This is a genomic window from Neorhizobium sp. DAR64872/K0K18, assembly GCF_050500175.1.
Lineage (GTDB): Bacteria > Pseudomonadota > Alphaproteobacteria > Rhizobiales > Rhizobiaceae > Neorhizobium > Neorhizobium soli.
The window spans coordinates 316,468-332,829 of record NZ_CP191446.1 but is presented as its reverse complement, the minus strand read 5'-3'; the positions used below and the strand labels follow the sequence as shown (position 1 = coordinate 332,829).

Below are 16,362 nucleotides of genomic sequence, written 5' to 3'. Positions count from 1 at the left end.
GCTCCAGCAACCGGAACAGTCCCATGCCCGCGCCCTTCCCGCCGCCCACCCCACCGGGTCCACCCTTGGCCGGCACGATCCCCGCGAGCCTTCCCGGCTCGGAATACCGTATCGGCGCCCTGCTCGTCTTCGGCTCTGCTTTTGCCTGGAGTTTCGGCGGTGCGATCGCCCGCTTTCTCGATATCCCCGACAGCTGGACGATCGTGTTCTGGCGCAGCCTGTTCGGCACCCTGTTCCTGCTCGCCTTCATGCTGCTGCGCGACGGGCCGCGCGGCACGGTGGCGCTGTTTCGCAGCATGGGCTGGCCGGGCCTTTCGGTCGGCCTCTGCTTCATGGTGGCGTCCACCTGCTTTATCATATCGATCCAGTATACGACCGTCGCCAATGTGGTGCTGCTCGGTGCCGGTGTGCCGCTGTTTGCGGCGCTGATGGTCTGGCTGTTTTACGGCGAGCGCATATCGGGCGTTACCTGGCTTGCGATCGGCACCGTGATCGTCGGTGTCGGCATCATGGTATCGTCCTCGTTTACCGGAAAGGTCTCGCCGCTCGGAGACGGTCTGGCGCTGATCATTCCGCTGGTGTTTGCGCTGGCGACCGTCATCACCCGCCGTTACCCGCATGTGCGGATGACACCCGCCACCTGCTTCGGATGCTTTGCAGCCGGCATGATCGCGCTGACGATGTCTTCGAACCTCGCGGTCACCCCGGGCGAACTCGGTATTCTCTTCATCTTCGGTGCGCTCAATCTCGGGCTCGGCATGGCACTGTTCGTCACCGGTGCGCGGCTTATCCCCTCAGCGCTGGCTGCCCTGCTCGGCACTGGTGAAACCGTTCTCGGGCCCGTCTGGGTCGCCGTGATCCACGGCGAGATCCCGGCACCGCGCACGATCGCGGGCGGGGTGCTGATCCTTGCCGCGCTCATCACCCATCTGACCTTCGAGTTTCGTCGCCAGAAGAGACAGAACCGGTCGAACGCTTGACATATGGGGCTAAAACCCGGAAGCGATGTCCTTGAATTGAAGACAGGACGACGAGACCATGGCCGCAGACCATAATTCCGAGGAAAAGACGCTGTTCGGCCGCGCGTGGATCTTTATCCGCGGCGTGCCCTCGATGGAGTTTCTGCCGCCGGAAGGACCGCTTGAGATCGCGTTTGCCGGACGCTCGAATGTCGGCAAGTCCTCGCTGATCAATGCGCTCGTGGGCTACAAGGGGCTGGCGCGCACATCCAACACGCCGGGCCGCACACAGGAACTGAACTATTTCGTGCCCGACGGCTATTCCGGCCAGGCAGGCGACCTGCCGCCGATGGCGCTGGTTGACATGCCCGGCTACGGCTATGCGCAGGCGCCGAAAGAAAACGTCGATGCCTGGACGAAGCTCGTGTTCGATTACCTGCGTGGCCGTGCCACGCTGCAGCGCGTCTATGTGCTGATCGACAGCCGCCATGGCATCAAGAAGAACGACGAGGACGTGCTCGACCTCCTCGACAAGGCCGCCGTCTCCTATCAGATCGTGCTGACCAAGACAGACAAGATCAAGGATCCTGCGGTTCCGAGGCTGATTGCCGAGACGCTCGAAAAGATCCGCAAGCGGCCCGCTGCCTATCCGGAAGTGCTGTCGACATCGTCTGAGAAAGGCCGCGGCCTGGACGAGCTGCGCGCCGAGATCATGAAGACCATCGGCCGGTAAATCTCCCGAAACGAAAAAATCCGGCCGCCTGTGACGGGCGACCGGATCTTTATGCGACGCTTCGACCTGCTTTGGTCAGCCGTTACATCTTCGGCAGCAGAACCTTGTCGATGACGTGAATGACGCCGTTCGACTGCTTGACGTCGGCGATCGTCACAGTGGCCACACCACCGGTTTCGTCGGTGAGCGTGATCTTGCCCATGCTTTCCTTGGCCTTCAGAACGCAGCCGCCGACGGTCTTGACGTCATGCGTGCCCTTGTCGTCCTTGATCATCTTTTCGATCGCGGTCGACATGGCGTTCGCGGCCACGACGTGGCAGGTAAGGATCTTGGTCAGCTGTGCCTTGTTTTCCGGCTTCAACAGGGTTTCGACGGTGCCCTTCGGCAGCGCGGCGAAGGCTTCGTTGGTGGGCGCGAACACGGTGAACGGACCTTTGCCCTGCAGGGTCTCGACGAGGCCCGCAGCCTTCACGGCGGCGACCAGCGTCGTGTGATCCTTGGAGTTCATGGCATTCTCGACGATGTTCTTGTCTTCATACATGGCAGCGCCACCGACCTTCGGGTTTGCGGCGTAGGCGCCGGCAACGGAGGCGGACAGGATTGCGGCGCATGCGGCAAGGCGGATTGCGGATTTAAACATTGTTCTCTTCCTCTCTACAGCCTGAACGACCCCGGCGCTGAAGGCGCCTCCCAGGTCCGGCTTTCCCTCTGTGGGGACATGGCTAGAGACGAGAGGAAAGCGGGAAGAGTTTCAAAGGCTGGCGACGCGAAGACAGAAATCCGCTATGCCTTTGATTTAGCATCCCTTAATTAGAGATCCCGGATCTTTCCGACGGCGAGAACCGGCCCGGTCCGGTGACCGGTCGGCGAGCCGCCCAATGGTTCAAGGCTGACGGCGAAGGACGCGCCGTTCTCGACACGCTTGCGATGCCCGGCCGGCACTTCGATCGTGTCGCTGCCGCTTTCCGGCAGGATACCGAGCGAGATTGCCTCTTCACCGCTGCCGGGGACAAGCCACAGTTCGAGCGAGCGGCGTTCCGCCGTCGTTGCGGCAACGGGCGTCAGCTGCAAGCGACCGCTGGCACCGTCATACCGCGCCCTCAGGCCGAACGCATTGCCCTCGCCGCTCATCTCGGCGACCAGTTGCTTGCCCGGCGCAGAGCCACCCACAGGTCCGCCGATCCAGCCCGTTGACAAGGACGCGTATGTCACCAAAAGGGCAATCGAGGCGAATGACAGGCCGCGCCACAAAAGCAGCGAGTTCCACCATCCACCGCGTGCCAGCTCGTTTCCAAAACCGTTCTGGGCGAAGACGCGCTTTTCGATCCTGGCGTAAACGCCTTTCGGCGGACGTTCCTCGCCGTATTCCGCATCGAGGTCGGAAGACAGGTTTTCCTGCCAGCGCATCACCATGGCCGCAAAGGCCGCATCACGGACGATGCGATCCTCGACGCGGCGGCGCTGGTCAAGCGGCAGGACGCCGAGCACATATTCGCCAGCCAGAAGCTGGTCGCGGGAGCGATCGTTTTCGCTTTGGTCTGGTGTCGTCATCGGTCCAGGCACTCCCTCAGCTTGAGAAGGCTGCGCCTCAGCCAGGTTCGCATCGTATTCAGCGGCACGCCATGGCGTTCCGCCAGTTCCTGATAGGTCAGGCCTTCGACATAGGCGCTTTTGACGGCACCTGCGCGGTCAGGATCGAGCTCCTGCATGCAGCTGTCAATACGCCTTCCTTCACCGCGCATCACCGACGCCTCCTCCGGATCAGGACCGAGGTCGGCAATATCCGTCCTGTCTTCCAGAGCGTCCGTCACGGGCCGGCGGGCGCGAAGGCGGTCGATCGAATGGTTTCGGGCGATTGCGACGAGCCAACCGGCTGCGCTTGTTCCCGAAGGGGCAAACCGATCGGCTCTCTGCCATATCCGCACGAAAATCTCCTGCAGGGCATCTTCTGATTCGGCCCTATCCTTCAGGATACGCAGGCAGACTGCGAATAGTTTCGGCGAAACGCCGGAATAAAGCTTTGTGAATGCCGTCCGGTCGCGCAGTCCTACGCGGCCGATCAATTCGGCAATCTCGCGATCACTCACCAAAACCAAAGCCTCCCCGTGCGGCACAAGACGCAATGCATCGCTGCCACATACATGCCTCACCGTAATTTTGCTCATGAATTATTTGATCTGTCAAAAACATGCGTTAAAAGGCCCCACACATTTTCCCAGAGGTATTTCCATGACGGCTTCGGAAAGCGAACTTCAGGCACAACTTCTGGCACAGGCGCTGCCCTATATGCAGCGCTACGAGAACAAGACGATCGTCGTCAAATACGGCGGCCATGCGATGGGCGATATGGCTCTGGGCAAGGCTTTCGCGGCCGATATCGCGCTTCTCAAGCAGTCCGGCGTCAACCCGATCGTCGTTCATGGCGGCGGCCCGCAGATCGGCGCGATGCTGACCAAGATGGGCATCGAATCGAAATTCGAGGGCGGGCTTCGCGTCACCGACGCAAAGACGGTCGAGATCGTCGAGATGGTCCTTGCCGGATCGATCAACAAGGAAATCGTCGCGCTGATCAATCAGACCGGCGAATGGGCGATCGGTCTCTGCGGCAAGGACGGCAACATGGTGTTTGCCGAAAAGGCCAAGAAGACCATCATCGATCCTGATAGCCACATCGAGCGCGTGCTCGACCTCGGCTTCGTCGGCGAGGTTGTCGAAGTTGACCGGACGCTGCTCGACCTGCTTGCCAAGTCCGAGATGATCCCCGTCATCGCCCCCGTGGCCCCCGGCCGCGACGGCGCCACCTACAACATCAATGCCGACACGTTTGCGGGTGCCATTGCCGGCGCGCTGCATGCCACCCGCCTCTTGTTCCTCACGGACGTTCCAGGCGTGCTCGACCGCGACAAGAACCTGATCAAGGAACTGACCGTCGCGCAGGCACAGGCGCTGATCAAGGATGGCACGATTTCCGGCGGTATGATCCCCAAGGTCGAAACCTGCATCGAGGCGATCCGCGCAGGCGTTCAGGGCGTCGTCATCCTCAACGGCAAGACCGCGCATTCGGTACTGCTCGAGATATTCACCGAACACGGTGCGGGCACGCTGATCGTACCCTGAGCGGCAGCAAGAGCTCGGCCCTCAGGACATCAGAAGGCCGAGGATACCGCAGACGATCAGCAGGCAGCCCGACAGTTCCATGCGGTTCAGCCGTTCGTGGAACAGGAAATAGGACGAGGCGAAGGTGAAGATCAGCTCGATCTGGCCGAGCGCCTTCACATAGGCCACCTGCTGCAGCGTCATGGCCGTGAACCAGCAGGCGGAGCCGACCACGCCAGCGAGCCCGACCAGCGCCGAGGAGCGCCACGTACGCACGACCTGGACAATCTCTCGCTTGTCCTTCCACAGCATCCAGATCAGCATGAAAACGGTCTGGAATATCGTGACGCATGTCAGGGTGACGGCGGCCTGCATGATCGAATTGGGTCCATTCAGCGACAGCGACGCGGAGCGGAAGGAAATCGAGGCGATGGCGAAGAGGCCGCCCGAGGCCATGCCGATCAGCGCGATCCTGCCGACCATGGCGGTGCCGAGATTGCGCCACGAGATCGGAAGATTGGCCATCGAGATCAGCATCACCCCGATCACCCCGACAATGATCGCCACTATGCCGCCGCTGGTCAGTTTGTCGCCCAGAATGATGAAGCCGAAGATTGCCGCCTGCACCGGCTCGGTCTTCGAATAGGCGGTGCCGACCGCGAAATTCCTGAGCGAAAACAGATAGACCAGAAGCATGGTCGCGAATATCTGCGCAAGCCCGCCGAGCACGACCCAGAAGACGAACTCAAGATCCGGGCTGGGCAATGCATAGCCCACACCGAAATGCAGAACGAGCACGTAGATGACGGCGAGCGGAAATCCGTAGCCGAAGCGCACGAAGCTTGCGCCGCGGGTTCCGAGCGAGCCTTGCAGATGCTTCTGAAGCGCTGACCGCAGATTCTGACAAAAAGCGGCAGCGATGGTGATGGGGATCCAAAGTTCCATCCCAAGGCGGTATCACGCAGGGTCACGACCGGCCAAGGTCGGCGCGGCGTGTAAATGTTCGTAGGGGCGGATTTTCTTCCCGTTCAAACGCTGGCATAACACGGCTATGGACAAGACGCCGAAGACTGCCCCCGACGCTGCCGATTTCGCAAATATCCGTGACTGGGTTTTCGATCTCGACAACACGCTCTACCCGCATCACGTCAATCTGTTCTCGCAGATCGACAAGAACATGACGGCCTATGTGCAGGAATTGCTGCAGCTGGAGCATGACGAGGCCAAGCGACTGCAGAAGCAGTATTACCACGAGCATGGCACGACGCTGCAGGGGCTGATGCTGAACCATGGCATCGATCCGGACGGGTTTCTCGAACAGGCGCATGCGATCGACTACTCGGCGCTGTTGCCGCATCCGGAACTGGGCGCGGCAATCCGGGCGCTTCCCGGCCGCAAGTTCATCTTTACCAATGGCAGCGTGCCCCATGCGCAGGCGGCTGCCCGCGCTCTCGGCATTCTCGACGATTTCGACGACATCTTCGATATCGTCGCCGCCGGTTACCTGCCCAAGCCCGCCGGCGAAACCTACGACAAGTTCGCGGCCCTCCACACGGTCGATACGAAGAACGCTGTCATGTTCGAGGACCTGCCGCGCAATCTCATCGCGCCGAAAGCGCTCGGCATGCGCACGGTGCTGCTGGTGCCGCGCAATCTCGATACTGTCGTCATCGAGCGTTGGGAAAAGTTTTCAGACGAGGACGATCACATCGATTACGTCACCGACGATCTCACCGCATTCCTGTCAGGCCTCAAATTCGCGTAGGCCGCGCCTTACCAAAAGTTCATCTACATTACAGATGTTTAAGTGGTTTTGACCAGTTGCCGATCCTATCTTCAGGCTATCGAAGCAACCGGAAAGGACCACTCGATGATCGCGAAGAAGATAGTTTTGGCAAGCCTGAGCGCTGCTCTCATCGCTGGCGCAGCCATCCCCGCCTTCGCTGCACCAGGCCCTGACGGACCACGCCATCATGAAGGTCGGCGCGGAGGCCCTGACGGCGGCCCGCATGGCGGTCCACGCGCTGCGATGATGCAGGATGTAATGTTCGTTCGCCTTCTCAAGCAGGCGGATACGAACAAGGACGGCAAGATTTCCAAGGAAGAGCTGACCGCTCGCCAGGAAGCGCTTTTCGCCGAGATCGACCTCAACAAGGACGGGTCCATCACCCGCGGTGAAATGGTTGATTTCCGTGACAACAAGATGGCCGAGTTCCGCAAAAACAACCCGCCGCCGACGCCTGAAGAGGCTGAGGACGAAGGCCCGGATGCAGACGGCCCGATGGCAGAAGGACCCGAGGGTGAAGGCCCTAAGGCTGAGGCCCCCAAGGCTGACGGACCACGTGCCGACCGCGAACAGGCCCGTGACCGCCACCACGACCGGCATGAGCGCCGGGAAGCTCGCCGCGATCGCGGTCCGAGGGGTGGACCTGGCGACGGTATGATGGGCCCCGGCATGTTCCGCATGATCGACGAGAACCGCGATCGCAAGATCAGCAAGGAAGAAGCCGCTGCTGCCACCGAAAAGCTGTTCGCCCGCATGGACACGAACAAGGACGGACAGATCACGATCGACGACCTGCCGGACCGCCCCCTCTAGTTCTACGCCCCCCTGAACTAGACTGGTAGTCGTCTGATGGACCCGCCTTCCCTTCCGGGAGGCGGGTCCAGTCGTTTCAACTGTCCGAAACTTTTCAGAGCCGCGCCTCGACGGCCGATACCTCAGGGATAGACGGCTGAGCGCCTCTCTGAAGGCATGCGAGCGAGCCCGCAACGGCTGCGCGCCGCAGGGCATCTGCAAAGCCTATCCCCTGATCGAGACTTGCAGCCAGATAGCCGCAGAACGTATCGCCGGCGCCCACCGTGTCCACAGGCTCGATCTTCAGGCCCTTGGCCGACAGGATTTCACCATCAAGCATGGCAACGACACCTTCGCTACCGAGCGTGACCACGAACGTCTGGCCGGTCTCACTGTGAAGGCGGCGCAAAACTTCTTCGCGCGCTTGGGCGTCGCTGATCGTGCAACCTGCGAGAAGGTCGAATTCGGTCTCGTTGGCGACGACGATATCGGCGAGGCCGGATAGTCGAACCGCATCGGCCGTCAGCGGCGCGGTGTTGATCATCGTGCGTATGCCCTTCGCCTTTGCTGCGCGCAGTGCCGCCTCGACGGCTGCCGGCGGGATCTCGAGCTGCAGCATCAACGTGTCGGATGGAGACATGGCCTCCACAGCGCCCTGCGCCTGCGCCTCGCCGATCGTGCCATTGGCACCGGGCACGACGGCGATCATGTTCTCGCCGCTGTCATCGCCGACCAGGATCAGCGCTGTGCCGGTTGAAATATTTGTCCGCGTGACCGCCGATAGGTCGGTTCCGGATGCCTGGAGCAGAGCCAGCGCTGGGTCTGCAAAACCGTCGTTTCCGACCGCGCCGACCATGCGCACTTCGCTGCCTGCGCGGCGGGCGGCCAGTGCCTGGTTGGCACCCTTGCCGCCGGAGGCCGTCGCAAAGGTCGAACCCACAACCGTTTCGCCCGGCCCCGGCAACCGCTCTGTCGTTGCGATAAGATCCATGTTGATGGAGCCGAAGACGGTGATCATGCTGTGCCTGCCTGTTTTGTGAAACGCGGCGCGACACTGCCCGAGAGGATCAGTCCTCGTCAACCACCCTCAGGCGCAGCGAGCCGGTGCGGCTTTCGACAGCGCCGGATGCGGGAGCTGTGGGCTGCGGTCCAACCTTCGGAACCGGGGCAGCGGCTGGCGGCGCTTCCAGTTCGAGCGCTTCGATCCTTGCGCCACGCCTGCCGAGCTTCTCGGTTGACGTCACGATCTGTTCGACATCCTTCTGGGCTGCGAAGAAATGCGATTGCAGCTTGCGGGTCCGCTCGTCGAGGCGACCGAGATCTTCCATCAGCAAGGCGACCTCACCCTGGATCAGATGCGCCTGTTCGCGCATGCGCTGGTCTTTCAGCACGGCCTGGATAACCTGGATCGACAGCATCAGCAGCGATGGCGAGACGATGACGATCCTCGCGCGCTGCGCCTTCTGAATCACGCCCTCGAAATGCTCATGGATCTCGGCAAAAATCGATTCGGACGGCACGAAGAGAAAGGCGGTGTCCTGCGTTTCTCCGGCGATCAGGTATTTCTCCGAGACATCACGGATGTGGACTTCCATGTCGCGACGGAATTGCTGGGATGCGGCCCGGCGCGCTTCGGGTGCGGCCGCTTCGCGAAACGCATTCCATGCCTCCAACGGAAATTTTGCGTCGATGACGAGCGGTGGCAAGCCGTTCGGCATGCGGATCACGCAGTCCGGTCTCGACCCGTTCGACAACGTCTTCTGGAATTCGAAGGCACCCATCGGCAGGCCGTCGGAAACGATCGCTTCCATCCGGCCCTGACCAAAGGCGCCGCGCGTCTGCTTGTTGGAGAGGATCGCCTGCAGTCCCACGACATCCTTGGCTAGGCTCTGAATGTTGTTCTGGGCAGCGTCGATGACGGCCAGACGCTCCTGCAGCTGGCGCAGGTTGTCATGGGTGGATCTGGTCTGTTCGGTAATGGTAGCGCCGATACGGTGGGTCATGCCATCGAGCCGCTGGCCGACGACCTGGCTGAGCTCGACCTGGCGGGCGGCGAGCGTCTCGCCCATCGCCGAAAGCCTGCCCTGCATTTCCCCCTGCATCCGCATCAACTCGCCCATGCGGGCCTCGGCGTCTTCCGCCTGACGGCCGCTGCCTCCGGAAAGGCGCATGAGAAACAGCATGAGAAGCATGCCGAAGACGCAGGAAGCCGCCATCAGCACCATCGGGTGCTGGCTCTCCAGAAAACGGGAAATCTCGGGGAACAGGTCATTCATGGCGGCAAGCTAGCAGAAAACCGCGGATTGGAAAGATCAAAACGGGAACATTGATCGAAAACGGCGATCCGGGGCTGTTCCATCGGCGAAAAAGATAGGTTATGGGATCGCCATGACGATCAAGCCGCTTATCATTCTTCCAGATCCGCTCCTGCGTCAGGTGTCCAAGCCTTTCGAACGGGTGGACGACGCACTTTTGAAGCTCGCGGACGACATGCTGGAAACCATGTACGACGCTCCGGGCATCGGCCTTGCCGGGATCCAGATCGGCGTTGCCCGCCGCATTCTTGTGGTCGACGTGTCGCGCGAGGAGGACGAGAAGAACCCGATCGTCGTGATCAATCCGGAAATTATCCGCTCTTCGGACGAACGATCGGTGTATGAGGAAGGCTGCCTTTCCATCCCGGAATACTATGCCGAGGTGGAGCGCCCGGCGTCCGTGACGGTCAAGCATATCGGTCGCGACGGCAAGGAACACGTGATCGAGGCCGACGGCCTGCTCGCCACCTGCCTGCAGCACGAGATCGACCATCTGGACGGCGTGCTGTTCATCGACCATATATCGCGGCTGAAGCGCGAAATGGTGATCAAGAGGTTCACCAAGGCTGCCAAGGCGAAGGCGGTCTAGCGATCGCTTGCAGGCAATCTCGGTTTGAAGGCGCGTTCCTTGCGGGCGCGAAAGGTCCATGTCTCTTCGCATCATCTTCATGGGCACGCCGGAATTTTCCGTGCCGACACTGCAGAACCTGAAGCAGGCCGGCCACGAGATCGTTGCGGTCTATAGCCAGCCGCCGCGTCCCGGCGGGCGCCGCGGGCTCGATCTCGTAAAGTCGCCGGTGCATCAGGCGGCGGAACTGCTCGGCATCCCGGTGCTGACACCGCTCAATTTCAAAAGCGAGGAAGACCGCGAGACCTTCAGGTCCTTCCAGGCGGATGTCGCCGTGGTCGTCGCCTATGGCCTGCTTCTGCCCGAAGCGATCCTCACCGGCACCCGGCTCGGTTGCTACAACGGCCATGCTTCGCTGCTGCCGCGCTGGCGCGGTGCTGCCCCGATCCAGCGCGCCATCATGGCCGGCGATGCAAAGACCGGCATGATGGTGATGCAGATGGAAAAGGGCCTCGATACCGGCCCGGTCGCGCTCACCCGGGAAGTCGAGATCGGCGAAGCCATGACCGCTGGCGAGTTGCATGACAGGCTGATGCTGACGGGCGCGCGTGCCATGGTCGAGGCGATGGAGAAGCTGGAAGCCGGCGACCTGCCGCTGACACCGCAGTCTGCTGACGGCGTGCTTTACGCGTCGAAGATCGACAAGGGCGAGACGCGCATCGATTTCTCAAGGCCTGCGCGCGACGTTCACAACCATATTCGCGGACTTTCGCCGTTTCCGGGCGCCTGGTTCGAGGCCGAGATCAACGGAAAGCCGGAACGGATCAAGGTCCTCTCTTCTTTCGTAGGCTCCGGACAGGGAGACGTCGGCACGGTGCTGGACGATCACCTGACGATCGCCTGCGGTGAAGGCGCCGTTTGCCTGACGCGGCTGCAGAAGGCCGGCGGCAAGCCGCTTGATGCCGCCGATTTCCTGCGTGGCACGGCGATCACGGCCGGAATGCGGGTGGCCTGATGCCGCGTTACAAGATGATCGTCGAATATGACGGCACGTCCTATGTTGGCTGGCAGATCCAGGACAACGGTCATTCGGTGCAGGCCGCGATGCAGAAGGCGATCCTGAAGCTGACCGGCGAGACCGTATCGGTCCGTGGCGCAGGGCGGACCGATTCAGGCGTGCATGCCTGGGGCCAGACGGTTCATACGGATCTTTCCCGCGAGTGGGTGCCTTACAAGCTGCGCAACGCCGTCAACGCCTATCTGATGACGGCATCGGAAAAGGTTTCGGTCATCGATGTCAGCCTCGTCGACGAGACCTTCGATGCGCGGTTCTCGGCCACCAAGCGGCACTATCTCTACCGCATTCTCAACCGGCCTTCTCCCTTAGCGCTCGAGGCGAACCGGGCGTGGTGGGTGTCAAAACCTCTCGATCATGAGGCGATGCATGCCGCAGCCCAGATGCTGGTCGGGCATCATGATTTTACCACCTTCCGCTCCACCCACTGTCAGGCGAAAAGCCCGGTCCGGACGCTCGACCGGCTGGACGTGACGCGCTCAGGCGATCTGATCGAGATCCGCGCTTCGGCTCAAAGCTTCCTGCACAACCAGATCCGCTCCTTTGCCGGCACGCTGAAGATCGCCGGACAAGGCAAGGTTACGCCCGAGGACGTTAGGGCAGCACTCGAGGCACGCGACCGCAAGCGCTGCGGCCCGGTGGCACCGCCGGATGGCCTCTATTTCATGAAGGTGGATTATCCTGACGACCGTCAGGACGGATAGACGCCCAGGAACCGCTGCAGCACCTCGGACAGAAGCATGTCCGGCACGATCAGCACCATCACCAGCGCCGCCACCAGCAGCGGCTGCGGGCCGCAGAGCATGCGCATCACCCGCGTCAGCGCGACAACGACGACAATCAGCAGCGACAGATGCAGGAGGGCGAGAAACCCGGTCATGCCGATCGGCAGGATGAAGGCTGCCGCCAGAACCGCATAAGCATAGGCAAACGGCACGGACAGCCAGTTGACCACGATCACCATCGTCGGGAATTTCTGGCCGAGCCCGAACAGCGCGCAGACGATGCCCACGAGAATGAGCGGCAGGATCCAGTCGATCGCCTCCAGCATGCCGAGCCTGAAGAAGAACAGACCTCCGGTCTTCGTGCCCGGCGGCATTGCCTGCAGAAACATCATCCGCCACCAGGCCCAGGTGACGAACATTGCCGGCAGACACCAGACAAAGGCCCAGAAGGACCGCAGCAGGCCGCGATCGGTAAGATCGAGTTGCTTGAACCCGTCCGCATCGCACTTGATCAGCAGCCAGATGCCGGTCACGTAAAACCGCACTTCAGCGTAGCTCGGCATCGGCACCTCCTGGATTGGGATTGCGGGAAGAATGTCCGCGGTGGGCAATCATGCGACCGTCACTCCAAGGCTTGTCTCCAGCCAGGACACGACGACCAGTTCGGTCATCACGGTGAAGCCAAGCAGCGCTGCCCGCAACCATGGGGAACCGCCGACAACTGTCGTCAGGAGCCGCCAATAGAGAAGACCTGCACCGACGAGAACGGCAAGCATGACGCTAAGCAATGCATATCGGTAGACAAGGCCGGTACCGAACAGGCTGTCCAGCGCAAGGCTGGCCGGGAATGCGGTCACGTAGGATGCATAGACCAGCGGCACCGTGAACCAGTTGCGCGTGACGATCAGCGTGCGCAGCAGCGGTCGCAGTCCGAAGGCGACAGCGACGAGGCAGATGGCGAGAACCGGAACGATCCACTGCGCGATCTCCACCAGCAACATCTTTCCGGCGAATGCGAGGACACCGTCACCGCCGCGGGGATGCGCCTGCGCATATTCGGCACGCTTGAACATCCATCCCGCGACGATCGCGGGCAGGCACCACAGGATCGCAAGGAAGGACCGGGCAACGCCTTGGTCGGAAATGTCGAAGGCGCTGAGGCCGCGCGCATCGCCGCGGATCAGCAGCCAGAGGCCGCTCAGGTGATGGCTGAGGTCATGAAACCGCAGCATCGCCGAACCAGCGCGAGAGGAAGGTTCCATAGATCTGCGTCAGCGTTTCGAGGTCAGCGATCGCGACCCGCTCATCCACCATGTGCATGGTCTGGCCGACGAGGCCGAATTCCACGACCGGGCAGTAATCCTTGATGAAACGCGCATCGGATGTGCCGCCGGTGGTGGACAGCGCCGGCACCCTGCCCGTCACGGCCTCGACAGCGCCGGACAGCGAACTGATCAGCGCGTTGTTGCGGGTCAAAAAGACGTGGCTCGGTCGCTCGGCCCAGACGATCTCGTAACGGACCTTGTCGCGACCGGGACGCAGCGTCTGGTCGCCTGCGGCCGCATCGAGACGGCGCAGGATCTCGGCCTGGACGGTTTCGGCCGTCCAGGTGTCGTTGAAGCGGATGTTGAAGGCAAAACTCGCCTTGGCAGGCACGACATTGGTGGCCGGGTTACCGATATCGACCGTGGTGACTTCGAGGTTGGAGGCCGGGAATTCCGGTGTGCCTTCGTCGAATCGCGGGTGCATCAGGGCATGCGCCAGGGGTAGCAGCCCGCGCACGGCGTTGTCCGCAAGATGCGGATAGGCAGCGTGGCCCTGAACGCCATGGACCGTAACCTTGCCGGAGACGGAGCCGCGGCGGCCGATCTTGATCATGTCGCCGAGCACGTCCGGATTGGTCGGTTCGCCGACCAGGCAGGCATCCCAGCGCTCGCCCCTGTCGGCTGCCCATTTCAGCAGCTTCTCGGTGCCGTTTACGGCCGGGCCTTCCTCATCGCCGGTGATCAGGAATGAGATCGAGCCCTGCGGGGCGCCGTGTTCTTCGATATGGCGGGCAACGGCTGCGGCAAAGCAGGCAATGCCGCCCTTCATGTCGACGGCGCCGCGGCCGAACATCTCTCCGCCTTCGATATCGGCGGAAAACGGAGGATGGCTCCAGGACGCCTCGTCGCCGACCGGCACCACATCCGTATGGCCGGCAAACATCAGGTGCGGACCGGTCGTTCCGAGCCGCGCGTAGAGGTTCTCGATGTCGGGCATGCCGGGCTCGGTCGCCACCATCCGCTCGACGGTAAAGCCGAGCGGCGAAAGCATCGCCTCAAGCGCCGACAATGCGCCGCCTTCGGCGGGCGTGACGGACGGGCAGCGGATGAGGTCCCGCAGGTTTGCGATCGGATCGACAGCGGACATCGGGATTGCCTTCGGTTAGTCGCGCAGCAGTTCGTTGATGCCGGTCTTGGAGCGGGTCTTCTCATCGACCGTCTTGACGATGACAGCGCAATAGAGATGCGGTGCGGCCAGGCCGTTCGGCATCGTGGCATTGCCTGACGGCATCGAGCCGGCAACGACGACCGAGTAAGGCGGTACTTCGCCGAACGAGACTTCGCCGGTGGCGCGATTGACGATCTTGGTCGACTTGCCGATGTAGACGCCCATTCCGAGGACCGAGCCTTCGCGAATGATGCAGCCTTCGACGACTTCCGAACGGGCGCCGATAAAGCAATTGTCTTCGATGATGGTCGGGCCGGCCTGCATCGGCTCCAGCACGCCGCCAATGCCGACGCCGCCGGACAGGTGCACGTTCTTGCCGATCTGTGCGCAGGAGCCGACGGTTGCCCAGGTATCGACCATCGTGCCTTCATCGACATAGGCGCCGAGATTGACGAAGGATGGCATCAGCACGACGTTCTTGCCGATATAGGCCGAGCGGCGCACGACAGCGTTCGGCACCGCGCGGAAACCGGCCGAGCGGAACTGGTTCTCGCCCCAGCCTTCGAACTTCGAGGGAACCTTGTCCCACCAGGTGGAGGCGCCGGGGCCACCCTTGACGACTTCCATGTCGTTGAGACGGAAGGACAGAAGAACCGCCTTCTTCAGCCACTGGTTGACGGTCCAGCTGCCATCCTCGCCGCGCACGGCCACACGCGCCTCGCCGGCATCGAGCAGGTTCAGCGACTGCTCTACGGCATCGCGGATCTCTCCCTTGGTCGAGATCGTCACGCTGTCGCGGTTGTCGAACGCGGTTTCGATCGTCTTTTCGAGGGAGGAGAGGTCTGCGCTGCTCATGGAGAATCCTTCGTCGTCGTCGATATCGTGATGGCCGCAAAGGCCCGGGACACAGCCGTGTGGCTGGCCAAATGGTGCCAATTGCTCTAAGCGACCGGCACTCAAGCGTCAATGCGAATTGGCGTCAACGCATATAAGCGAACGGCTCCGGAAGGGTTATTGCGATGGCACGGGTGAAGAATGACGGACCACGGCGGAAGGACGGGGTCTGGGATCCGCTGAAGGACAACAAGGCCGACAAAAGTGCCGCCGCAGTTCAGCCGAAAACACCGCAGACGCTGTCGCCGACCTATCGCCTTGCCTTTGCCGATGAGGATTTCCTGAGCCGCGAAGAATTGCGGCCGGTGCGGCTGCAGCTGGAACTCATGAAGGCCGAGATGATGCTCGCCGAGGCCGGGATCAAATCCACGGTCGTGCTGTTCGGCGGTGCCCGCATTCCGGCACCGGGCCAGGCGCCTTGGGCGGCTCACAACGAGACCCAGCGCAATAACCTGATCGCAGCCTCGGTTTTCTACGAAGAGGCCCGCAAGTTCGCGACGCTTTGTGGTGTGCATTCGGCAGCCTACGACCATCAGGAATATGTGGTCGTGACCGGTGGCGGACCGGGCGTGATGGAGGCCGGCAACCTTGGCGCGTCGGAGGTTGGCGCACCGAGCATCGGGCTCAACATCATGCTGCCGCACGAACAGGCGCCCAATCCTTACGTGACGCCGGAGCTCTCATTCAACTTCCACTATTTCGCGATTCGCAAGATGCACTTCCTGATGCGCGCCAAGGCCGTTGCCGTCTTCCCGGGCGGCTTCGGCACGCTCGATGAGATGTTCGAGGCGCTGACGCTGATCCAGACCAAGCGCATGGAGCGAATCCCGCTCATCCTGTTTTCAGAAAAGTTCTGGCGCGGCATCGTCAACTTCGAAGCGCTTGCCGATTTCGGCACGATCTCGCCGAAGGATCTTGAGCTGATCAGCTTTGTGGAAACCGCAGATCAGGCGTGGAAGATCATCGCGGATTTCTACGGGCTTTGA

19 protein-coding genes are annotated in these 16,362 nt (G+C 61.9%); 9 read left to right on the top strand and 10 right to left on the bottom strand.

The window, feature by feature from the left end; all coding sequences use genetic code 11:
* The first annotated feature begins 23 nt into the window (after positions 1–23).
* Both ACQY1P_RS07100 and yihA read left to right on the top strand, forming a co-directional pair.
* Positions 24–980, top strand: a complete 957-nt coding sequence (locus tag ACQY1P_RS07100) for a DMT family transporter (protein ID WP_082476190.1) — start codon at positions 24–26, stop codon at positions 978–980.
* Positions 981–1,038: 58 nt separating this feature from the next.
* Entirely contained in the window at positions 1,039–1,692 is a 654-nt protein-coding gene (gene yihA / locus ACQY1P_RS07095) for a ribosome biogenesis GTP-binding protein YihA/YsxC (RefSeq protein WP_062453973.1), read from the top strand.
* A gap of 82 nt (positions 1,693–1,774) precedes the next feature.
* Here the strand turns inward: yihA and ACQY1P_RS07090 are convergent, their stop codons facing one another.
* The 3 genes from ACQY1P_RS07090 to ACQY1P_RS07080 all read right to left on the bottom strand — a co-directional run bounded on the left by ACQY1P_RS07090 (position 1,775) and on the right by ACQY1P_RS07080 (position 3,779).
* A complete protein-coding gene (locus tag ACQY1P_RS07090) occupies positions 1,775–2,332 on the bottom strand; it encodes a fasciclin domain-containing protein (RefSeq protein ID WP_062453974.1) in 558 nt (185 codons plus the stop codon).
* Positions 2,333–2,502: 170 nt separating this feature from the next.
* Positions 2,503–3,243, bottom strand: a complete 741-nt coding sequence (locus ACQY1P_RS07085; protein ID WP_092663698.1) for an anti-sigma factor — start codon at positions 3,241–3,243, stop codon at positions 2,503–2,505.
* The gene (locus tag ACQY1P_RS07080; RefSeq protein ID WP_062454914.1) at positions 3,240–3,779 is read right to left on the bottom strand and encodes a sigma-70 family RNA polymerase sigma factor; all 540 of its coding nucleotides are present in this window, start codon (positions 3,777–3,779) and stop codon (positions 3,240–3,242) included. Before ACQY1P_RS07080 ends, ACQY1P_RS07085 begins: the two co-directional genes overlap by 4 nt.
* Before the next feature lie 142 nt (positions 3,780–3,921).
* On the opposite strand from ACQY1P_RS07080, the gene argB reads away from it, so the two are divergent.
* Positions 3,922–4,809: an acetylglutamate kinase gene (gene argB / locus ACQY1P_RS07075; protein WP_062578904.1), complete on the top strand. Its 888-nt coding sequence runs from the start codon at positions 3,922–3,924 to the stop codon at positions 4,807–4,809.
* Between the two features lie 21 nt (positions 4,810–4,830).
* On the opposite strand, the gene ACQY1P_RS07070 is transcribed toward argB, so the two are convergent.
* Positions 4,831–5,733 (bottom strand): DMT family transporter, encoded by a 903-nt coding sequence (locus ACQY1P_RS07070; RefSeq protein WP_430255842.1) that lies wholly within the window; start codon positions 5,731–5,733, stop codon positions 4,831–4,833.
* A 106-nt stretch (positions 5,734–5,839) separates the two neighbouring features.
* On the opposite strand from ACQY1P_RS07070, the gene ACQY1P_RS07065 reads away from it, so the two are divergent.
* On the top strand, positions 5,840–6,553 hold the full coding sequence (locus ACQY1P_RS07065; RefSeq protein ID WP_062578900.1) for a pyrimidine 5'-nucleotidase: 714 nt from the start codon (positions 5,840–5,842) through the stop codon (positions 6,551–6,553).
* A gap of 105 nt (positions 6,554–6,658) precedes the next feature.
* Positions 6,659–7,387 carry an EF-hand domain-containing protein gene (locus ACQY1P_RS07060; protein WP_092663704.1) on the top strand — a complete coding sequence of 243 codons (729 nt, stop codon included), beginning with the start codon at positions 6,659–6,661 and terminating at the stop codon, positions 7,385–7,387.
* A 94-nt stretch (positions 7,388–7,481) separates the two neighbouring features.
* On the opposite strand, the gene ACQY1P_RS07055 is transcribed toward ACQY1P_RS07060, so the two are convergent.
* Entirely contained in the window at positions 7,482–8,384 is a 903-nt protein-coding gene (locus ACQY1P_RS07055; protein WP_430255839.1) for a ribokinase, read from the bottom strand.
* A 49-nt stretch (positions 8,385–8,433) separates the two neighbouring features.
* On the bottom strand, positions 8,434–9,591 hold the full coding sequence (locus ACQY1P_RS07050) for a DNA recombination protein RmuC (RefSeq protein ID WP_430256671.1): 1,158 nt from the start codon (positions 9,589–9,591) through the stop codon (positions 8,434–8,436).
* 163 nt (positions 9,592–9,754) lie between these two features.
* Between ACQY1P_RS07050 and def the strand changes: the two genes are divergently transcribed.
* Genes def through truA form a run of 3 tightly spaced genes read left to right on the top strand, consistent with a single transcriptional unit; the run spans position 9,755 to position 12,028 of the window.
* The gene (def, locus tag ACQY1P_RS07045) at positions 9,755–10,270 is read left to right on the top strand and encodes a peptide deformylase (RefSeq protein WP_430255837.1); all 516 of its coding nucleotides are present in this window, start codon (positions 9,755–9,757) and stop codon (positions 10,268–10,270) included.
* 58 nt (positions 10,271–10,328) lie between these two features.
* Positions 10,329–11,264 carry a methionyl-tRNA formyltransferase gene (fmt, locus tag ACQY1P_RS07040; protein ID WP_430255835.1) on the top strand — a complete coding sequence of 312 codons (936 nt, stop codon included), beginning with the start codon at positions 10,329–10,331 and terminating at the stop codon, positions 11,262–11,264.
* Positions 11,264–12,028, top strand: a complete 765-nt coding sequence (gene truA, locus ACQY1P_RS07035; protein ID WP_430255833.1) for a tRNA pseudouridine(38-40) synthase TruA — start codon at positions 11,264–11,266, stop codon at positions 12,026–12,028. Before fmt ends, truA begins: the two co-directional genes overlap by 1 nt.
* On the opposite strand, the gene ACQY1P_RS07030 is transcribed toward truA, so the two are convergent.
* The 4 genes from ACQY1P_RS07030 to dapD are packed head-to-tail and all read right to left on the bottom strand — an operon-like array spanning position 12,016 to position 15,337.
* On the bottom strand, positions 12,016–12,612 hold the full coding sequence (locus tag ACQY1P_RS07030) for a hypothetical protein (protein ID WP_430255831.1): 597 nt from the start codon (positions 12,610–12,612) through the stop codon (positions 12,016–12,018). The two genes, truA and ACQY1P_RS07030, sit on opposite strands and share 13 nt — an antisense overlap.
* 48 nt (positions 12,613–12,660) lie before the next feature.
* The gene (locus ACQY1P_RS07025; RefSeq protein ID WP_430255829.1) at positions 12,661–13,281 is read right to left on the bottom strand and encodes a hypothetical protein; all 621 of its coding nucleotides are present in this window, start codon (positions 13,279–13,281) and stop codon (positions 12,661–12,663) included.
* Positions 13,265–14,461: a succinyl-diaminopimelate desuccinylase gene (gene dapE, locus ACQY1P_RS07020; RefSeq protein ID WP_430255827.1), complete on the bottom strand. Its 1,197-nt coding sequence runs from the start codon at positions 14,459–14,461 to the stop codon at positions 13,265–13,267. Before dapE ends, ACQY1P_RS07025 begins: the two co-directional genes overlap by 17 nt.
* A gap of 15 nt (positions 14,462–14,476) precedes the next feature.
* Positions 14,477–15,337, bottom strand: a complete 861-nt coding sequence (dapD, locus tag ACQY1P_RS07015; RefSeq protein ID WP_113166991.1) for a 2,3,4,5-tetrahydropyridine-2,6-dicarboxylate N-succinyltransferase — start codon at positions 15,335–15,337, stop codon at positions 14,477–14,479.
* Between the two features lie 164 nt (positions 15,338–15,501).
* Here dapD and ACQY1P_RS07010 point away from each other — a divergent pair, with 164 nt between their 5' ends.
* Positions 15,502–16,362 (top strand): LOG family protein, encoded by an 861-nt coding sequence (locus ACQY1P_RS07010; RefSeq protein ID WP_062453988.1) that lies wholly within the window; start codon positions 15,502–15,504, stop codon positions 16,360–16,362.